Genomic DNA, 19,757 nt, shown 5'->3' on the forward strand with positions numbered 1-19,757 from the left:
CATGACCGACGAGTTCGACGATATCGACGACACCGAATCCGCCGTCAGCGCAGGCTATCTGCAATCCGACGGCGAGATCGAGGCCAGCCTGCGCCCGAAGTCCCTCGACGACTTCATCGGGCAGCCGCGCGTGCGCGAACAGCTGGCGCTGGTGCTGCGCGGGGCGAAACTGCGCGGCGGCACCCCCGACCACGTGCTGCTGTCCGGGCCGCCGGGGCTGGGCAAGACGAGTATGGCCATGATCATCGCCGGCGAATTGGGTACCGCGCTGCGGCTCACCTCCGGCCCGGCGCTGGAACGCGCGGGCGACCTGGCCGCCATGCTCAGCAATCTGGTCGAGGGCGACGTGCTGTTCATCGACGAGATCCACCGCATGGCCCGGCCTGCCGAGGAAATGCTGTACCTGGCCATGGAGGACTTCCGCGTCGACGTGGTGGTCGGCAAAGGCCCTGGCGCGACCTCGATTCCCCTTGATATCGCGCCGTTCACACTGGTGGGCGCGACCACCCGCTCCGGCGCGCTGACCGGCCCACTGCGCGACCGCTTCGGCTTCACCGGCCACATGGACTTCTACGAACCCGAAGAGCTGCAGAGGATTCTGGAGCGCTCGGCGCGAATCCTGGGGGTGCGCTTGGAGTCCGATGCCGCGGCCGAGATCGCGGGCCGCTCCCGTGGCACGCCCCGAATTGCGAACCGGCTGCTCCGGCGTGTCCGTGATTATGCCGAGGTCAAGGCCGACGGACTTGTCACGCGTGAAATCGCCTGTGCCGCACTGGCGGTGTACGACGTGGACGCACTGGGGCTGGACCGCCTCGACCGCGCGGTGCTGAGCGCGTTGATCCGCAGCTTCAACGGCGGCCCGGTCGGGGTCTCGACCCTCGCCGTCGCGGTCGGCGAGGAAGCGGCCACGGTCGAGGAGGTGTGTGAACCCTTCCTGGTGCGGGCCGGATTGGTGGCCCGCACGCCCCGCGGCCGCATCGCGACCGCGGCGGCGTGGGAGCACCTCGGCTTGGTCCCGCCGCCGGACCTGGTTTTCGGATCGATCGAAGTGCGGCGTCACGAGCCCCAGATGGACCTGTTCGAGCCGTAAACCGTTCACGGGTGCGAACTTCCGCGAATAGAAACCGCGCCGCTTGCCGTTCTCCGGCGGTCGGCGCGGTTCTATTGCTACTTCACCCGACGGTGAGGACGAGCTTTCCGACGGTACGGCCGGTCTCGCCGAGAGCATGGGCCTCGGCGGCGTCGGCGAGCGGGAAAGACCCCGCGATGGTGGGGCGCAGCGCGCCGGATTCGGCGAGCTCGCGCAGTGCCTCCATCCCGGTGTGATCGGCCTCGACGAGCAGGATTTCGGCACGCACGCCGAGCTTCTCGGCATCGGCCCTGTAGTGGTCACCGCCATTGGCGCGCAGGGAAACCAGAATGCCGCCGGGCCGTAGTGTGCGCAGAGACCGCTGGGCGTGGTCGGCATCGATGGGGTCGAGGACCATGTCGATATCGCGGACCGTGTCCGCGAAATCGGTGGTGCGGTAGTCGATCACCTCGTCGACGCCGATGCCGCGCAGGAAATCGTGGTTGGCGGTGCTGGCGGTGCCGATCACGTACGCGCCGCGCGCCTTGGCGATCTGCACCGCGAAGTGTCCCACACCGCCGGCGGCGGCGTGGATCAGAACCCGCTGCCCGGCCTGCACATTCGCGGTGTCGACCAGCGCCTGGTAGGCGGTCAGGGCGGCCAGCGGGATGGCGGCGGACTGCTCGTGGTCGAGATTGGCGGGCTTGCGGGCGAAGGCCCGGGCCGGTCCGGTGACGTATTCGGCGGCCGCGCCGTGCCCGTGCGGGTAGGGGAGCATGCCGAACACCTCGTCGCCGGGCTTGAACAGGGTGACGCCGATCCCGGTCGCCACCACCTCGCCGGAGACGTCCCAGCCCAGCACGAACGGGGGCGGGGGCAGGAACAGGCCCGTACGGCGGCGGTGGCCCCAGTCGGTCGGGTTCAGGGCCGTGGCGCGCACCCGTACCAGGATCTCGCTCGGACCGGGCTGCGGCACGGGCAGTTCCACCTCGTGCAGGACCTCGGGACCGCCGAGCACGTCCTGGCCGATGGCCTTCATGGTGGTGGGGATGATGATCTCCTTCTCGCTCATGCCTCCAGCTTGCCGCCGGGGGAGCGGGGAGAAAATGGCACGATTGCCAATATTCGATAGAATCGTGCCATGCAGTCGGAGAAGGCACAGCCGCACCGGGTCGTCGTCCTGGCGCTCGACGGGGTCTACCCGTTCGAACTCGGCATCCCGAACCGGGTGTTCGGCACCGCCGACGGACTGTACGAGGTGATCACCTGCTCGCTGGACGGGCGGCCGGTGCGCAGCAGTTCCGACTTCGACGTCGCGGTCGCGCACGATGCGAGCCTGCTGGAAACCGCCGACACCGTGGTGATTCCGCCGTGCGATGTCGTGCCGATCCTGGAAAATGGCCTGCCGCAGGCCGTTTCGGACGCACTGGCCTCCATCCGCCCAGGCGTGCGGCTGGTCTCCATCTGCACCGGCGCGATCGTGGTCGCCGCCGCGGGCCTGCTCGATGATCGGCCCGCGACCACCCACTGGAACTTCGCCGACCGGTTCCGGCGGACCTTCCCGAGGGTTCACGTCGACCCGAACGTCCTCTACGTCGACGACGGCGACATCCTCACCTCCGCCGGCGCCACCGCCGGAGTCGACCTGTGCCTGCACCTGATTCGCGCCGACCACGGCAGCGAAGTCGCCAATATGGTCGCCCGCCGCTGCGTCGTCCCGCCCTGGCGCGAAGGCGGCCAGGCCCAGTTCATCGAACAGCCGGTGCCTCCGCCGAGCGCCGCGGGCACGGCCACCGCTCGTCAATGGGCGCTCGAGAATCTGGACCGGCCGCTGACCATGGCCGACCTCGCGGATCGAGCGCGCATGAGCGGCCGTACCTTCGCCCGTCGTTTCCGCGACGAGGTCGGGATGAGCCCGGGACGGTGGCTGATTCAGCAGCGGGTGTTCCGTGCCCGCGAATTGCTGGAGACCACAGAGCTTTCCGTGGATCGGATCGCCGGGGAGGTCGGCTTCGCCACCGGAGCCTCCCTGCGGCAGCACCTGCACGAGGCCATCGGTGTTTCGCCACTGGCCTATCGGCGCACCTTCCGTACCGAGGTGACGGTGGGCGCCTGAGCGCTCATCGCGGTGCTGAGTTCGCGTACCTCCCGCAGGTGCCGTTCCATGGCGACAGCGCGGCCGCGCTGTCGTGGGCCGCCACGGCCTCGTAGATCCGGTGATACGTTCGTATTCGCGGCCAGCTCGCGTTCCGACGGCAGCCGATCCCCGGCCCGCAGCCCGCCGTTGGGCGCTCGAGGTGTGCGTCCGCAACGCGGTGGAACTGGTGGTCTCGATGTTCGACGCCGACCTGCAGCAGGCGTGCCTGTATCTCAGCGCCGCAGCGGATTTCACCATCTCGCAGGCGGTAGACCAGATGCACGGCGAGGTACGGGTCGCCCTTCGCCCACCATGCCGCGATCGAGTTGGCAGGAAGCGTCCTCGAGCGTGCCTGATGACGATCGTGAGACAGATCCTCGATCGGGCAACGGATTTCGATCGGCGGGTATGGCGTGAACTGGGTGCGCCGCTGGTCCGCGCCACCGGCCGTTCTCGGCGGACACACCGCGGCAGTGAGGGACCGCTACTCCGTCGCAGGCGCACCTGCCATTACCTTTCCGCTGGCGGATATTGATGGAATTCCAAATGGTCTGTGTTCGATTGGGGCGCCCGGTATGGATTGAACCCTTATCCGACATTGCAATCGAAAAGGCAAGTGATACTGGACAATTCGGGTTCTCTGGATGATTGCGAGGCGGTAGAATGAGTACATGGATTCGGAGGGGGAAACACTCGATACGTGCGGCATCGCCGACCTGGCCGCCGCCGTCGAAACCCTGTCGAATTCCGTCCTCCACGGCAACCTGAACCCGTTCTCCGACGGTGACGTGGTGGACTGATGCAGCGGCTCGAAACCTGCAAACGTCAACTGTCCGCATTGGATTCACGTTTGATCATCGAAGCGTGCAACCGTTCACTGCCCGCGTCGAGCGGGGCGAAGAATGTGGTGACGTTCCTGCGGCAGGCGTTGGGATTGTCGAAGTACGACGCGTCGGTGCGGGTGAAGATCGCCATGCAATGCGGCGAGTTCTTCGAACCCACCGGACACCTGTGCCCCGCGAGATTGGAGAAGGCCGCCGAAGCCTATGAGGCGGGCGATATCTCGCGCGATCACGTGCGCAACATCATCGATGTGATGACCCGTCTGCCCACCGACATCCCCGCCGAGACCCGCGCCGAAGCCGAGGACATCCTGGTCGGGCACTCCCGGGTCGGGTGGCCCGATGACCTGCCCAAGATCGGCCGCGACATCCTCGCGCGCGTCGATCCGGACGGGAAGGTCGTCTCCGACGCCGACCGCCGTCGCAGACGCGGCTTGATCCTGGGTCGTCCCGGTGTGGACGGGATGTCGTGGATCGAAGGCTGGATCACCCCGGAGCTGCGCGCGCTGCTCGACGCCGTTTTCGCGAAGCTTGCGCGTCCGGGCATGTGCAATATCGATGATCCCGAAAGCCTCGCTGCCACAGTCAAGGTCGTCGATTCGAAGGTGTTGGAGGCCGCCGCGCGTCGTGACCGGCGTGATGCCGGTCAGCGCACCCACGACGCGCTGGTCGCGCTCCTGCAGCCCGGCATCGACCCCGCCAAACTCGGCTCACACCGCGGCCTGCCGGTGCAGGCCATCCTCACCATGTCCGTCACTGACCTCGAGCGTGGGGCTGGGGTCGCGACGACCGCGTCGGGCGGCCACGTGAGCATCGACGAGGCGTTGAAGCTGGCCGAGGGCACCCGCCCGGTGCTGGCGGTCCTGGATGCGGACGGGTTGCCGCTGTTCCTGGGTCGCTGCCAGCGCCTGGCGACCCCGGCTCAGCGGTTGGCGTTGATTGCCCGCGACAAAGGCTGCACCCGCCCGGGATGTGACGCGCCCGCGTCGATGTGCGCGGCGCACCACATCACCGACTGGGCCAAAGGCGGCCCCACCGATCTGACCAACCTGACCCTGGCCTGCGATCACTGCCACGCGCTGGTCAACGACAGTGCGGAGGGTTGGAAAACCGTTTTCATGGGCAAGGATTCCCCCTATCGGGGGCGTACCGGGTGGATTGCCCCGAAACGTCTCGACCCCACCGGCACCCCGCGCGTGAACGACAGACATCACGCGGGGCCGTGGGTCGCGACTGCGATCGAATCCAGTCGCCTGAGGTGGGGTTCACGGGTGGCGTGATTCCCGGCCCGTTCGTGTGCTGCTGGTGTGCGCAGGGACGGGGAAGTGTGGTTACGTCGCCTGCCCTGCCGGGCTTGCGCTGACGCCGGGTTGGGAGCCGTCACCCGCCGATCCCGGCGCACGGACTGCACGCATCACCTTTACAGACACTCCCACCGCGAACTGACCGCTGATCTCCGAACCCGCAACGCTCACAGTGATATTCCCGCCGACACCACAACCGGCACCGCCATCGCCACTGCAACCACCAATGCGACCGCGATTCCGGCCGCAACCGCCTCCGTGACCGCCGGTGGTCCCCGCCCCCGCTGGCTCACCGGTCCTCACCGCACTGCCGCCTGCCGCAAGGTCGATCCCCGGCTTCACTACCGATCAGCACTGTCTCCAAGGCGCGCAAGCCATCACGTGGCGACCCCAACCCCCGGGATCTGAAGGAATACCTCCCCCAATAACCCCACATGCGGCTCCGAAGGTGAGAGGGCCGGTAGGTGCGGGCGCGGACGTGAGCCCGGCCCCCTCCCTTCTCCAGGCGTCTCTTCTTTTAATCTTTTGGTCTTTTAGCTTTTGTCTCTCGGGTTTTCGTCACTCCGGATCACCTCCTGCACGCGGGCGGTGTGGGCGGTCATGCGTCCGGTCCCGAATCCTTCGACGGCACAGCGGTTTCCGACCCCGCCTGGATCGGTTTCAACTATCCGGCAATCTCACCGGCCAGCCGGCCACCAGCGTTCCGGCAGGCTGGACCGACACCTGCCTCCCGGTCGGACTCCGGATCCTCGGCCGCCACCTCGACGACGCCACCGTCATTCGCCTGGGCGCGGCCATCGAGCGCGCTGTCCCCTGGGCACACCGCAGGCCGCCGGTGGCACCGGTCAGCTCGGCGACACGGCCGGCGACGACGGTGCCGGGGTGACGGTGGCGTCGGCTGCCGGGGTCACCGGTTCCGGGGCGGCCGATTCCGGTGTGCCCCGGAAGAAGTCGGCGTAGACGCGGAATGCCATGGCGAGGTAGGCGAGGGTCTTGGGAATCATGAGCAGACCCAGCTGGGGGATGCGGCGAGCCCACAGGATGACGGGCAGGTAGCAGGCGAACGACGCGGCCATGGCGTCGGAGAGGAAGAGGAAGGTGCGGTCGCCGGTGCGAGTGGCTTCGCGGCGCATGAGGTACATCTCGCCGGCGCCCACGGCCAGCAGCGGGAGATTGCGGTCCACGCCGTACCCGGCGGGCGTCTCGTCTCTGTCCCAGTTGTTGAACGGTGTGGCCAGCAGGATCAATCGCACGAAAGACAGCCCCAGCAGCGATCTGGTGAATCCGTCCCAGGAGCGCCGGAACCGCAGTCGCCAGGCATCCAGTGACAGCACATAGAACAGGGTGATCGTGATCGAGGTGGCCATCTCTCCGAGCCCGATCAGACTCGCCCGCTGTCCCCGCAGGCTCAGATACCCGCGGTCCTCGCCGCGTGCCATGGACACCGCGCGCAGCGCCAGATGGGCGGTGTCCCCGGTCGCCAGCAGGGTGAACGCCTCCTCGAATCGCGCCGCGGTTTCGCGCTGCTCGCGCGGAACCCGGTCGCGATTGCGCCGCATGGCGATCACCAGCCCCCAGATGATCGCCAGATAGGACATGTTGAAGGCCAACTCGAATCGTCTACGCATGACGATCAGTCTGTTGCGCCGGCTCCTCCGGAGGCAGGGCCCAAGGTCCCTACGCGTGAGACGTCCGATGGAGATTCTTCTCCACCTTCGAGTGTCAGTGCCGGGATGCTTCGGACTCCTCGAGCTGGTGAACCACCAGGTCGAGAAAGGCGTCGACCTCCTCGCGGTGATAGGCGGGCGCGCCGTCGTGGGCGAGGTGGAAGGTGATGTCCTGGACATCCTTCGGAGTGAGGCCGTTGGGGCCGTGGTGGGCGAGGGTCGCCGCCAGGCGGTCGAGGAACGCGCCCACTTCGTCGGCCGGATAGCCCGGAAAACCGTAAGGGGGAGCGGAGAATTGGATGCGCAGGACGTCGTCGTGGGTGAGGGTGTCGTGGGTGCGGCCGGCGGGGAGGCGTCCGCGGCCGCGGCGTAGGTATTCCAGTTCCATGCAGGCGTGGTCGAGGAAGTCGTCGACCTCGTCGATGTCGTAGCCGCGATGTCCGGGCGGGGGACCGTCGAATTCGATGTGCCGGATGTCGGCGATGCTCAGATGGTCGCGGCCGAGCATGGTGTCGGCGATGCGTGCGCAGAAGGCGTCCACCTGGGCCGGGTGGTAGCCGTGGGGCCCGGACGGCGCGTGGCCGAACCGGGTGCGGCGGACGTCGTCTGGGGTCACACAGGCCATTGTGCCAATGGCTTCCTGTCCGAATTACCTCCGCCCCCAGCCGAATCCGGCCGCACCGGACAAACGGGTCCGTTTGTACCGGGTGGCTCAGTGCTTGCGGACGCCGTCGATGAGCAGATGCCGGATGGCGTGGCTGAGATCGTCGACCGCCTGCGCATCGGGCGTCCGGATGCCGTGCAGGATGGCGGCCAGCAGCATGCCGGTCACTGCTCGCGCGGTGTTCACGGTGTCGAGATCCGCACGCAGATAACCGCGTTCGACCCCGTGCTCGAGGTAGCCGGCGGTCAGCGTGTCGGCGGTGTCGAGCAATCCGTAGAGCCGCGCGGTCAATTCGGTGTCGATGCCCGTTGCCTGGAACAGCAGCAGCTGCGCCACCCGCCGGTCCTCGAGGAAGATGTGGTTCAACGCGTCGCCGATTCGATCCACCTGCGCGCGATACTCCTCGAGGCTGTCGGCGGCGTCGGGGGCATTGTCGGTCCCCAGCGACTCGATGATCCGCGCGGACAGGTCGTCGATGACATGGTCGATGATGTCGCGCTTGTTCTCGAAGTACCGGTAGAACGTCCCGTGCCCGATACCCAGCTGGGCGGCGATGTCGGCGATACCGGTGGCGTGGTAGCCCCGCTCGGCGAAACACGCGAACGCGGTGTCGATGATCTCCTGCCGGAGTTCGGCCTTGCGCCGTTCGATTCTCGAGGATGGCTTCGTCACGAGCCCGATGATACGGTTCTCACAAACGGAATGAGATGTCATTCCGTGACATGTGCATCATTTCATTTGTTCGAACACAGTTCTTGCAGGAGGTTCGGCGTGGCACCTCAGTACGACGCCATCGTGGTCGGCGCGGGATTCGGCGGTATGGGTGCGGGCATCGAGCTGGATCGGCTCGGCCTGAGCAATTTCGTCATCCTCGAGCGGGAGGACGACCTGGGCGGCACCTGGCATGTCAACCACTACCCGGGCCTGGCCGTGGACATCGCCTCGGTCACCTACTCGTACTCCTTCGAGCCCAACCCGTACTGGTCGCGGCTGTTCGCCCCGGGTTCGGAGCTGAAGAAGTACGCCGAGCACGTCGCCGACAAGTACGACCTGCGTCGACGGATGCGGTTCGACACGGTGGTCGGGGGTGCACGCTGGGACGAGGAGCAGCAGCACTGGGTGGTCTCCATCGAGAACGGTGAATCGCTCACCGCGCGCTACCTGATGGCCGCCACCGGATTCCTGTCGCAGCCCTACACTCCGCCGTTCCCGGGTATCGACACCTTCGCGGGCAAGATCATCCACACCACCGCGTGGGACGACGAGGTCGATCTCACCGGAACCAAGTCCGCCATCATCGGCACCGGCGCGACCGCCGTCCAACTGATCCCGGAGGTTGCCGAGAGGGCGCAGGCGCTGACCGTCTTCCAGCGCACCCCGATCTGGGTCGTCCCCAAGATCGACGCCCCGATCCCGCCCGCGGTGCAGCAGCTGTTCGCGCGAGTTCCGTTGACGCAGAAGGCCGCTCGCCTGATCAACACCTCCATGCTGGAGGCGCTCATGGTGGTCGGCGTGCTGCACTTCAAGGAGGCCAAGCCGCTCAACAAGGCCGCGGCAGTGCTGGCCAAGGCGCATCTGCGAACCCAGGTGCGCGACAAGGAGACTCGCAAGAAGCTGACGCCGGAGTACGACTTCGGCTGCAAGCGCCCCACCTTCTCCAACCTCTACTTCAAGACCTTCAACCAGCCGCACGTGCGCCTCGAGACCAACTCCATCGACCACATCGAGCCCGACGGCATCGTCACCGCGGACGGCCACAAGACCGAGATCGACACCCTCATCCTGGCCACCGGCTTCAACCTGTGGGACGTCAACTTCCCGGCCATCGAGATCATCGGCCGTGACGGCCGCAATCTCGGAAAGTTCTGGCGCGACAACCGCTTCCAGGCCTACGAGGGCATCACGGTGCCGAAGTTCCCCAACTTCGTCAGCCTCAACAGCCCCTACTCCTACAGCGGCCTGTCCTACTTCACCACCATCGAGGCGCAGATGAAGCACATGGCGCGCCTGTTCGGTGAGATGTTCCGCCGCGGCGAGCGGGTCTTCGAGGTCACCGAGCGCGCCAATGCCGATTTCCTGGATCGCGTCACCGAGAAACTGGAGTCATCGGTCTTCTACGGCGGCCAGTGCGCCACGGCCCGCAGCTACTACTTCAACCAGCACGGTGAGGCCGCGCTGCTGCGCCCGACAAGCACCCTGAACGCCCACCGCGAGGCGACCACCTTCCCACTCGACGACTACACCTACGGGCAGCAGCCGGCCTGAGTGGGACTGCGCGGTCGGCAGAGTCGGCGGTCGACCGCGCAGCTGGGGGAACAGGATGAATCAGCCCTGCGCGAACGGGCGTGGACTCTAGAACAGGTCGCCGCGCATTCTCTCAGGGATTACTGGCAGACTGTGTTGGAAACGCACCCAACCGACCACTTACTAGGGGCTGACTTCGACGATGGACCTTCTGCTGCCGCTACTGCTGGTTGCCCTGCTCATCCCGATGTTTCTCGGTGTCCGCCGTCAGAAGCGGGAGATGTCGAAGGTCACCGAGCTGCAGGACAGCCTGAAGGTCGGCGACCGGGTCGTCACCACGTCGGGGCTCTTCGGCACCGTGGTCGAGCTCGATGACACCACCGTCGATCTGGAGATCGCCGAGGAAGTCGTCACCACCTGGCTGCGGCAGTCGATCCGCGAGGTGCGCAACGACGACGACGCCACCGAGGACACCACCGCCGAGACCACCGAAGCCGCGTCTTCGAACGGCGTTGCCGACGATCACGTCGCCGCCCCCGAAGCCGTTGACGACGCGCCGCGGCTGACCAAGGACTGACATACTCCGCGCCATCGGCCGCACCGGATTCCCGGCGGCCGGTGGCGCTGCGGTGTGTGCCCAGATCGTTCCACCTTCGAATCCGCCTAGGAGATAAGTACTGTGCCACCTTCTCAGGGAACGGCGCACCCGTTGCGCCTGCTCGGCATCTACGCCGCGCTGGTGGCTCTGATGTTCGGCCTGATCTTCTTCACCGGGGACAAGCACCACACCCCGAAGCTCGGCATCGATCTGCAGGGCGGCACCCGCGTCACCCTGACGCCCCGCACCCCGGACGGCGGCAAGCCGAGCCAGGACAGCCTCAAGCAGGCGCAGAACATTATCGAGCAGCGCGTGAACGGTCTGGGCGTGGCGGGCTCCGAGGTCGTCATCGAGGGCGACAATCTGGTGATCACCGTGCCGGGTTCCGATGGCGCACAGGCGAAAACGCTGGCGACCACCGCCAAGATGTACTTCCGCCCGGTGCTGCAGAGCGCCCCCGCGCAGGGCGGAAAGCAGGCCCAGCAGCCGCAGCAGACCCAGCCGCAGCAATCGCCGAGCGCGAGCGCGACGCCGACGCCTGCCGAGACCACCCCGGCCACGGCCGAGGCTCCGGCCCCCACGACGACCGGTGAGGCCCCGCAGAACCGGGTGTTCCCGGCGCAGGCCCCGACCACCCCGCCGTCGACGCCGGCGCAGCCGGGTGGACAGCAGCAGACCGCACAGGAGATCGCGGCCGCCAAGGCGGCCCGCCAGAGCACCGATCAGAACGCCCAGCTGCAGGCCATGGCCACGCTGGACTGCTCCAAATCGGATCCGTTGCAGGGTAACGACGATCCGAACCTGCCTCTGGTGACCTGTAGCACCGACGGCACCACCGTCTACCTGCTCGACAAGTCCGTCATGGACGGCACCGAGATCAAGGACGCCTCCGGCGTGCTGCAGCAGGCCCAGTGGGTGGTCAGCCTGCAGTTCAAGTCCAGCGGCACCGACCAGTGGGGCAACCTCACCAACAAGTACGTGGGCAAGCAGATCGCCTTCACCCTGGACTCCCGCGTGGTCTCCGCGCCGGTGATCAAGGAGGGCGGCCAGTTCAGCGGTAGCACCGCGATCTCCGGTCCGGGTATCAACGCCAAGACCTCCAAGGAGCTCGCGAACACCCTGAAGTACGGTTCGCTGCCGCTGTCGTTCGGCACCTCCGAGGCCGAGACGGTCTCGGCGACCCTGGGCATGTCCTCGCTGCACGCCGGTCTGATCGCCGGTGCCATCGGCCTGGTGGCGGTGTTGCTGTACTGCCTGCTCTACTACCGCATGCTCGGCTTCCTGGCCGGTTTCTCGCTGCTCGCGGCCGGTGTGGCGGTGTACGCGCTGATCGTGCTGCTGGGCCGCTGGATCGGCTTCACCCTCGACCTGGCCGGTATCGCGGGTCTGATCATCGGTATCGGTATGACGGCCGACTCGTTCGTCGTCTTCTTCGAACGCATCAAGGACCAGATGCGGGAGGGCCGCAGCTTCCGATCCGCGGTCCCGCGCGGCTGGCAGCGCGCGCAGCGCACCAACCTGTCGGGCAAGACGGTCTCGCTCATCGCCTCCGCCGTGCTGTACGCGCTGGCCGCGGGCCAGGTGAAGGGCTTCGCCTTCACCCTCGGTGTCACCACCGTGCTCGACGTCGTCGTCCTGTACCTGGTGACCTCGCCGCTGATGATGCTGGTCTCGCGCTCGCCGTTCTGGGCGAAGCCGTCGGTGAACGGCCTGGGCGCTATTACAGAGCTTGCACAGGAACGCAAGGCCACCGCCGGCGTCCTGGTGAAGGAGGCGTGATCATGGCCAAGTCCTCTCCCGTCGTCGTGGATTCCGACTCCGAGCTCGACTACGAGGCCGTGTCGGCAGGCAAGCGGCTCAGCCTGTTCGAGCGGCTCTACACCGGTACCGGTGGTTTCGAGATCGTCGGCAAACGCAAGGTGTACTACGGCATCGCGGCGGCGCTGATCGCGATCGCGGTGGCCAGCATGGTGTTCAAGGGCTTCACCCTGGGCATCGACTTCGCGGGCGGCTCCCGGATCCAGCTGCCCGCCTCGGACAGCGTCACCACCTCGAAGGTGGAGGACGTCTACCGGTCCACGCTCGGCCACGACCCGGTCACCGTGCAGAAGGCGGGCTCGGGGTCCTCGGCGACCATCCAGATCCGTTCCGACACACTGAGTGTCGAGCAGGCCGACAAGCTGCAGACCGCGCTGTTCGACACCTTCCATCCGAAGGACTCCAACGGCCAGGCCAGCCGCAATGCCATCAGCGTCGCCGAGATCAGTGGGACCTGGGGTGGCCAGGTCACCAAGAAGGCGCTGCTGGCGCTGGTGGTGTTCGTCGGATTGACCACGTTGTACATCGCGATTCGCTTCGAACGTGATATGGCGTTCGCGGCGGTCGGCTCGCTGTTCTTCAACCTGATCGTCACCGCGGGCATCTACTCGCTGGTCGGTTTCGAGGTGACGCCGGCGGCGGTCATCGGTCTGCTCACCATCCTGGGCTATGTGCTCTACGACAATGTGGTCGTCTTCGACAAGGTCGAGGAGAACACCCGCGGTGTCCTGCACCTGACCAAGCACACGTACGCGGAGAAGGCGAACCTGGCGGCCAACCAGACGCTGATGCGCTCGATCAACACCACCGTCATCGGCATCCTGCCGATCATCGGCATGCTGGTGGTCGCGGTGTGGCTGCTCGGTGTCGGCACCCTCAAGGACCTGGCGCTGGTGCAGCTGGTCGGCATGATCGTGGGTGGTTACTCGTCCATCTTCTTCGCGGTGCCGGTGCTGGTGACGCTCAAGGAGACCTGGGGTCCGGTGGCTGCGCACACCAAGAAGGTGCTCAACCGCCGCTCCGGTGGCGCGAAGGCGCGGGTGGGCGCGGTGGCCGGCGCCGCGGGCCGCGAGGCCGACGCCAATGGTTTCGGACACGACCACGCGCCGCGCAGTCAGAGTGCCGGGGCGCCGCGGCCCGGGGCCCGGCCGAGTGGGAAACGACAGCAGCGACGGCACTGAGCGCAGGGGGTGCGACGGTGAAGCAAGACCACAGGGTTGTGCGCCGGACCGCCGTCGTGCTGGTGGCGGGTGCCCTCGCCGCCGGCGCGCTGGCCGGGTGCTCCAGCAAGAATCAGGTGCCCTCGATCGGGTACGGCGTGGATGCGGTCGTCGCCAGCTACAACGGCGGCAGCACCCTGGGCGCGAACAGCGGCGCCGCCGCGGTGTTCTCGCGGGTGCTGACCGGGTTCTTCTATACCGGCCCGGACGGGCAGCCGGTGGCCGACACCGACACCGGCACCGCCAAGGAGGTGCCCGGCGACGCACAGACCATCCAGTACCGCCTCGCCCCGGAGGGCGTCTACTCCGATGGCGTGGCGACCTCCTGCGATGATCTGGTACTGACCTGGGCGGCGCGCAGCGGACGATTCACCAAGGCCGGTCCGGGCGGGCCGGCGCCGCTGTTCGACGCCGCGAGCACCGACGGCTACCGCGATATCGAGCGGGTGGACTGCCAGCCCGGATCCAAGGACGCCACCGTGGTGTTCCGGCCGGGCAAGCGCTATTCGGCATGGAAGACGCTGTTCAATGCCGCCGAGGTGATGCCCGCGCACGTGATCGCTGCGCAGGTGAAGATCCCGAGCGTGGTGACGCCGGTGCAGACGGGGGATCAGCCCACCCTCGAGCGGATCGCCGACTTCTGGAACAACGGCTGGAAGCTCACCCCGGGCAAGGTGGACCTGACGTTGCTGCCGTCCTCGGGGCCTTACCGGATCGACTCGTTCGGTGACAAGGACGGTCTGGTATTGGTCAAGAACGAGAAGTGGTGGGGCAATCAGCCCCGGACGCCGCGGATCGTGGTGTGGGACCGGCACTCCGACCTGAAGTCGAAGGTGTCGGACAAGTCGATCGGCGTGCTCGATGTGGGCGCGGGGTCGCTGGGCGACGTGAATCTGGGCGGGTTCCATAAGGAGAATCTGCCGGGCCGCGGGGTCGAGCAGCTGGTGCTGAGCACCGGCGGGGTGTTCGGTTCGGCGGATGCGCGCCGGGCGTTCGCGCTGTGCGTGCCGCGGCAGGCGCTGTTCGACAAGTTCGGGCACCCGGGCTACGACGTCAAACTGGGACTGGGTGCGGGCCTGCTGAATTCCCGGACGGTGCAACAGGATTCGGTGTACTACCCGGCGATCTCGGGTACGGGTGACAAGTACAAGGGCGGTGACGCCACCGCCACCCAGGCGGCGGCGTCCTCGGGTGTCCAGAACCAGACCGTGCGCATCGGTTACGTCAAGCCGGACGAGCGGCGCGCGGCCACGGTGACCGCCATCGCCGACGCCTGCAAGGCAGCGGGCATCACCGTGGTCGACGCGGGCGCACCGGATTTCACCGCTTCGCAGCTCACCGACGGCAAGGTCGACGCCATCCTGGGTGGCACCGCCGGCATGCCGGGCCCGTCGGGTTCGCTGACCGGCACCGACGCCATCGCGTCGCTGCGCACCGGCGCGGGCCTGAATTTCGGCCGGTTCGGCAACGGCCGCTACGATTCCGTCGCGGATCAGCTTGCGGCCGAGGACAACTCGGGCACCGTGCTGAACCTGCTGACCGAGCAGGAGAACCTGCTCTGGAGCGAGATGCCGTCGATTCCGCTGTTCGCCGCCCCCCGCACCATCGGGTTCGGTGACGGTATGGAGAACGGCATCGCCAGTCCCACCGAGGCGGGAGCGGGCTGGAACATGGATCTCTGGGTGCTGAAACGGTGAGAGCCGTGGTGGCGTGGTGAATGAGGAGTGGGTGCGGATGAGCAAGCACGAGATGCTGGAGACGGCCGAGGTGGCGGGGGAGCGGGCCGCCCGCGCGGAGGCCGCGGTGCGGCGGTTGACCCGCTGGCATGACGACTTCCCGACGCCGGGAGTGCGTTTCGCGGATCTGACCCCGGTGTTCGCCGACTCCGAGGGCTTCCGTGCAGTGCTGGACTGCTTCGCGGCCTGCGCCCCCGACGCCGACCTGGTGGCGGGCGTGGACGCGCGCGGCTTCCTGCTGGGCGCGGGCGTGGCCGCCACGCTGGGCACCGGCGTGATCGCGGTCCGCAAGGCGGGCAAGCTGCCGCCGCCGGTCATCTCGCGTGAGTACACCCTCGAATACGGTTCGGCCGCACTGGAGATCCCGGCCGACGGCATCGATCTGAAGGGTCGCAAGGTCCTGCTGCTCGACGACGTGCTCGCCACCGGCGGCACCCTCGCTGCGGCGGCCGAGCTGTTCGCCGCCGCCGGGGCCGAGGTGATCGCGGCGGCGGTGGTGCTGGAGCTCGGCTTCCTCAAAGGCCGTGAGCGCCAGGGTGATTATCCGCTGACCTCCATCGTCAAGCTGTGACCGGTCACCTCCCCGCCCCGATGGCCTGACCGATCAGGGCCTGCACGGCGGCGGGGAGGATCTCCCCGAGGGTCTGCCAGAACCTGAGTTCGGCCATCACGAACAACCGGATCGGTGATGGTGCAGCCCTCGGGGGCCGGAACGCCGTCGAGACGATCGCGCAGCCGGATTTGGTGGAATGACAGGCCGGTCCGGCGGTGGCGGCTATTCGCCCTGCTGGATTCATTTGCCCCGCGAAGAGATTCGGTCGCGGCAACAATGTACCGGTGAGTAACCCACCCGAGGACCAGGCCGCGTTCGCGGAATTCCTGGCGACCCACCTGCCCGAGGCCGCGCGGGAGATCCTGGCCGCGGTGGTGCGCAGCGTCCCGGATTACGGACAGTTGCCACGGGATCTGCTGGAGCGGGACGTGATCCATCGTGCCGAGGAAAATCTACGGCTGTTCGCGCGACTGCTGGGGGAGGGGCGCGAACCCCAGGCGGGCGATCTGGACGACATGGTCGCGGTCGCGGTGCGGCGGGCGCGCGAAGGCGTCCCCCTGGACGCGGTGCTGGCGGTGTATCACCAAGGGGCGCTGGCAGCCTGGAACTTCCTCGCCGCGCAGGCGCGGACCGAACATGAGCGGGAGGAGCTGCTGCGGGCCGTGCCGCAGCTGCTGCGGTATCTGGGCGTCGTCATTCCCGGCGTCGCCGGGTCCTATCTGCGTGAGCGGCAGGACCTGCACCGGGAGCAATGGGAGGCCAAACGCGCTCTGGCGCAGGCATTGTTGCAGGGCAAACCGGCCGAACTGCTCGCCGACCGATTCGGGATCGCGCTCGGCGGCTACCACGTGCTGGCGCTGCGTACCGCTGGCACGGCGACCGCGGTGGGCGATGCGCGGCCCGCCGCGGTGGGCGATGCGCGGCCCGCCATGCGGGTGATCCACCGGGAGGTCGACGCGCTGTCACCGCTGGCGCTGACCGTGCTGGATCGGGCCGGGGGCTGGGTGCTGGTGCCGGTGAGCGAACCGGCCGCCCGGGTCGACGCCGCGGTCGTTCGGATCGCCGCCGCCGCGGGTGTCCGGGTGATAGCCGGGACGGCCACCGCGGCAACGGTTTCCGAGATTCCCGCGCGCGGCGAGGAAGCCGGGGAGATCGCCCGGCTCGCTCTCGGACTGGGACGGCCGACCGGTGTGTACCGCATGGCCGACCTTGCCCTCCAGTACCAGTTCGCCCGCCCCGGTCCCGCCCGCGCCTGGCTGCTCGGCCTGCTCGCGCCGCTGGCCCGGCATCAGCACCTGATGGCGGCGTTGCGCGCGTATCTGGCCTGCGATCACAATCGCGTCGCGGCCGCCGAGTCGCTGGTCGTGCACCGGAACACCCTGAACTACCGCCTGAACCGCATCGCCGCCCTTACCGGATACGATCCCGGCCGCTCCGAGCACGCGCCCTTGTTCGCCGCGGCTCTCACCGCGTTCGATCTCTCGGCCGCCGGCCTCTAGCGGGCAATGACCCGGGCGACGAAACCGGTGACCACGAGCCAGAAGACCGCGGCCAGGCCGTAATTCAGGATGATGTCCACGTTCGGGCTGCCGGTGTGGAACAGCCCCGGGAAGAACAGTGCGAGAGGTTCGGCGAGCCCCTTGATGAAGACGAAGAACTTGTTGGCCTGATCCGCGTTGAGGATCAGCATCAGGATGTAGACACCCTCGACGAGGGCGAACAACGCGCCGACGCCGCTGATGATGCGAGCGGCGTGGACTTCATTGCGGGCGACATACGGCATATGGGAGGGATGCCCGCTGTATGCCTCTTGAAACAGACACACAGATCCGTGAAACCGCGTGTCCGCCATGGCATGATGTCCGGGTGATCACCGCGGCGGCCGGGAGCGTTCGGGCGTGAAGCCCAAAGTCCTCGTAGGTGGGGCGGTCGCCCTGGTGCTGGGTCTGATGACGCTCGTCCTCGTCATCATTTTGCCCGCCAGCGAGACCAGTTGCGGCCCGGGCACACCCATGGTGCCAGCCGTTACCTCGGCCCGCACCGAACCCAACTGCCCCAGCACCGGCTCGCCCGTCGAGGCCGGCCTGCAGGAGGGCGCGCTGCGCGTGCTGCGTTGCACGGTGGCCCACTTCGGCATGATGGACATGCGCGGCATCGTGAACGACGACTCCGTTCCGGACCTGAAGGCCGGGCGCTCGGTGGAATTCATCGTCGGCGCGGACTCCGGCAAGGGCGACGCCATCGTCTCGTTCCTGCAGCAGAACGCCGCCGCCTTCCGGGTCGACTACCTGATCTGGAAGCAGCGCAGCTGGACCCCGGGCGCGGCCGCCGGCATCGAGTGGACCCCGCTCGGCGATCGCGGCGACGCGGCCCGCAATCACCTGGACCGGGTGCAGGTGACCGTTGCGGACGCCGCCGCGCCGACGTCCGCGGTACCGGTGCCGGCGAATGCCTCCATGGCCGCAATGCCTGGCACGGTCAACGAGGCCGGCAGCCTGACGGGGGCCGGGCGTCACCAATATCCCATCTCCCCATCGCAATTCACGATCACCGATGGCTTCGGGGCACGCGGCGGCACCCATATGGGTGTCGATATGGCGGCACCGGCGGGGACACCGATCTATGCGGCCGCTGACGGACTGGTGGTGGCCGCGGGCGCGGCCTCCGGATTCGGTGACTGGGTTGTCATCGACTCCCTCGACGAGAGCGGGCGCCGGTACTCGACCGTGTACGGGCACATGTACGACAACGGGATCTTCGTGCGCACCGGCGATGTCGTGCAGATGGGCCAGCACATCGCCGACGTCGGCAACAACGGCGAATCCTCCGGCCCGCATCTGCATTTCGAACTGGTGCCGGGCGGACGACTGACCGGCGGGCACCAGGTCGACCCCATGCCATGGCTGGCGGGCGGCAGCGTCCCTGCTCCTTCGACGCCATACTGCGAGAACGGATTCGGCACGCCGGGCGGCAATCTCGCCCCGGGGAAGGTGCCACCCGAACTCGAGATCTGGTACCGCCGCGCGGGCTCACTGTGTCCGGAGATCGGCGCCTCGCTGCTGGCCGCCCAGGGGCAGGCCGAATCCGGGTTCCGCACCGACGCGGTGTCCCCGGACGGCGCGCAGGGCATCGCCCAGTTCATGCCCGGCACCGCCAAGGCCCTCGCGCCCGACGGGCAGCCCTACGTCATCGACGCCGACGGCAAAGGCTATGCCAGCGTGCTGGATCCGGCCGACGCCATCATCGGGCAGGGCCGCTACATGTGCGCCATCGCCAAGACCATCGAGGGCTGGATGTCGGAGGGCAAGGTCTCCGGCGACCTGACCGCGCTCACCATCGCCGCCTACAACGCGGGTGAGGGCGCGGTACTGGCCTCCGGCGGCATGCCCAACCAGATCTCCCGGCACTACACCGAGACCCGGCCGTACGTCGCGCGGATCCTGGCCGCCGAGCCCGGATTTCGCAGCCTCGGCAGCGAGGGCCGGTTCCAGGCCGACCCGAACGCCGATCTGGGGGCGCAGATCGTGGCGGCGGGACAGCAATGGGTCGGCACCCCTTACGTTTTCGGCGGCGGCGGCCCGGGCGGGCCCAGCGACGGCGGGTTCGACCAGGCGGGCTTCACCGCGGCCGCGGTGTTCGCGGCCAGTGGCAGCACCATCAGCCTGCCGCGCACGGCCGAACAGCAGTGGGAACAGGGCGTGGAGGTCCAGCTGCTCAGCGCGAAACCCGGTGATCTGGTGTTCGGATCCTTCGGCCCGCGCGGGCCCTCGGATGTCGGCGTCTATACCGGCAGTGGCCGCATGCTGCACGCCGAGTCCGGCGGCAAGGTGACCGAGGTGCCGCTCTCGAACGGTATGAAGGCCCGCCGTATCAGCCGCTGAATCGGGTTGTCCCGGGTATCCGGG

The 19,757-nt window shown here is 67.8% G+C and carries 17 protein-coding genes; 12 read left to right on the forward strand and 5 right to left on the reverse strand.

The window, feature by feature from the left end:
- Position 1: 1 nt before the first annotated feature.
- Positions 2 to 1,090, forward strand: a complete 1,089-nt coding sequence (gene ruvB, locus ACIRRA_RS09220) for a Holliday junction branch migration DNA helicase RuvB (protein WP_402765218.1) — start codon at positions 2 to 4, stop codon at positions 1,088 to 1,090.
- A gap of 82 nt (positions 1,091 to 1,172) precedes the next feature.
- Here ruvB and ACIRRA_RS09225 read toward each other — a convergent pair whose 3' ends face one another.
- Positions 1,173 to 2,141, reverse strand: a complete 969-nt coding sequence (locus ACIRRA_RS09225) for an NADP-dependent oxidoreductase (RefSeq protein ID WP_402765221.1) — start codon at positions 2,139 to 2,141, stop codon at positions 1,173 to 1,175.
- Positions 2,142 to 2,210: 69 nt separating this feature from the next.
- Here ACIRRA_RS09225 and ACIRRA_RS09230 point away from each other — a divergent pair, with 69 nt between their 5' ends.
- The 3 genes from ACIRRA_RS09230 to ACIRRA_RS09240 all read left to right on the forward strand — a co-directional run bounded on the left by ACIRRA_RS09230 (position 2,211) and on the right by ACIRRA_RS09240 (position 5,328).
- A complete protein-coding gene (locus ACIRRA_RS09230) occupies positions 2,211 to 3,185 on the forward strand; it encodes a GlxA family transcriptional regulator (RefSeq protein ID WP_402765224.1) in 975 nt (324 codons plus the stop codon).
- Positions 3,186 to 3,877: 692 nt separating this feature from the next.
- Entirely contained in the window at positions 3,878 to 4,006 is a 129-nt protein-coding gene (locus ACIRRA_RS09235) for a hypothetical protein (protein ID WP_402765226.1), read from the forward strand.
- On the forward strand, positions 4,006 to 5,328 hold the full coding sequence (locus tag ACIRRA_RS09240) for a DUF222 domain-containing protein (RefSeq protein WP_402765229.1): 1,323 nt from the start codon (positions 4,006 to 4,008) through the stop codon (positions 5,326 to 5,328). Before ACIRRA_RS09235 ends, ACIRRA_RS09240 begins: the two co-directional genes overlap by 1 nt.
- 869 nt (positions 5,329 to 6,197) lie before the next feature.
- On the opposite strand, the gene ACIRRA_RS09245 is transcribed toward ACIRRA_RS09240, so the two are convergent.
- From ACIRRA_RS09245 to ACIRRA_RS09255, 3 genes are all read right to left on the reverse strand, one after another.
- Positions 6,198 to 6,980, reverse strand: coding sequence for a hypothetical protein (locus ACIRRA_RS09245; RefSeq protein WP_402765232.1), 783 nt, complete (start codon positions 6,978 to 6,980; stop codon positions 6,198 to 6,200).
- Positions 6,981 to 7,074: 94 nt separating this feature from the next.
- Positions 7,075 to 7,635, reverse strand: a complete 561-nt coding sequence (locus tag ACIRRA_RS09250; RefSeq protein WP_402765234.1) for a DivIVA domain-containing protein — start codon at positions 7,633 to 7,635, stop codon at positions 7,075 to 7,077.
- Positions 7,636 to 7,731: 96 nt separating this feature from the next.
- Entirely contained in the window at positions 7,732 to 8,397 is a 666-nt protein-coding gene (locus ACIRRA_RS09255; RefSeq protein ID WP_357008056.1) for a TetR/AcrR family transcriptional regulator, read from the reverse strand.
- 57 nt (positions 8,398 to 8,454) lie between these two features.
- Here ACIRRA_RS09255 and ACIRRA_RS09260 point away from each other — a divergent pair, with 57 nt between their 5' ends.
- The 7 genes from ACIRRA_RS09260 to ACIRRA_RS09290 all read left to right on the forward strand — a co-directional run bounded on the left by ACIRRA_RS09260 (position 8,455) and on the right by ACIRRA_RS09290 (position 17,351).
- Positions 8,455 to 9,948, forward strand: a complete 1,494-nt coding sequence (locus ACIRRA_RS09260) for a flavin-containing monooxygenase (protein WP_402765237.1) — start codon at positions 8,455 to 8,457, stop codon at positions 9,946 to 9,948.
- A gap of 181 nt (positions 9,949 to 10,129) precedes the next feature.
- On the forward strand, positions 10,130 to 10,504 hold the full coding sequence (gene yajC, locus ACIRRA_RS09265) for a preprotein translocase subunit YajC (protein ID WP_402765239.1): 375 nt from the start codon (positions 10,130 to 10,132) through the stop codon (positions 10,502 to 10,504).
- 102 nt (positions 10,505 to 10,606) lie between these two features.
- On the forward strand, positions 10,607 to 12,304 hold the full coding sequence (gene secD / locus ACIRRA_RS09270) for a protein translocase subunit SecD (protein ID WP_402765241.1): 1,698 nt from the start codon (positions 10,607 to 10,609) through the stop codon (positions 12,302 to 12,304).
- Positions 12,305 to 12,306: 2 nt separating this feature from the next.
- The gene (secF, locus tag ACIRRA_RS09275) at positions 12,307 to 13,524 is read left to right on the forward strand and encodes a protein translocase subunit SecF (protein ID WP_402765244.1); all 1,218 of its coding nucleotides are present in this window, start codon (positions 12,307 to 12,309) and stop codon (positions 13,522 to 13,524) included.
- Positions 13,525 to 13,541: 17 nt separating this feature from the next.
- A complete protein-coding gene (locus ACIRRA_RS09280) occupies positions 13,542 to 15,260 on the forward strand; it encodes an ABC transporter substrate-binding protein (protein ID WP_402765246.1) in 1,719 nt (572 codons plus the stop codon).
- A gap of 37 nt (positions 15,261 to 15,297) precedes the next feature.
- Entirely contained in the window at positions 15,298 to 15,870 is a 573-nt protein-coding gene (locus tag ACIRRA_RS09285) for an adenine phosphoribosyltransferase (protein ID WP_402765249.1), read from the forward strand.
- Between the two features lie 266 nt (positions 15,871 to 16,136).
- A complete protein-coding gene (locus ACIRRA_RS09290) occupies positions 16,137 to 17,351 on the forward strand; it encodes a PucR family transcriptional regulator (RefSeq protein WP_402765252.1) in 1,215 nt (404 codons plus the stop codon).
- On the opposite strand, the gene ACIRRA_RS09295 is transcribed toward ACIRRA_RS09290, so the two are convergent.
- Positions 17,348 to 17,635, reverse strand: a complete 288-nt coding sequence (locus ACIRRA_RS09295) for a hypothetical protein (protein ID WP_402765253.1) — start codon at positions 17,633 to 17,635, stop codon at positions 17,348 to 17,350. The two genes, ACIRRA_RS09290 and ACIRRA_RS09295, sit on opposite strands and share 4 nt — an antisense overlap.
- A 115-nt stretch (positions 17,636 to 17,750) precedes the next feature.
- On the opposite strand from ACIRRA_RS09295, the gene ACIRRA_RS09300 reads away from it, so the two are divergent.
- Positions 17,751 to 19,733 carry a peptidoglycan DD-metalloendopeptidase family protein gene (locus ACIRRA_RS09300; RefSeq protein ID WP_402765256.1) on the forward strand — a complete coding sequence of 661 codons (1,983 nt, stop codon included), beginning with the start codon at positions 17,751 to 17,753 and terminating at the stop codon, positions 19,731 to 19,733.
- Positions 19,734 to 19,757 lie beyond the last annotated feature (24 nt).

The organism is Nocardia sp. NPDC101769, assembly GCF_044766925.1.
Taxonomy (GTDB): Bacteria; Actinomycetota; Actinomycetes; order Mycobacteriales; family Mycobacteriaceae; genus Nocardia.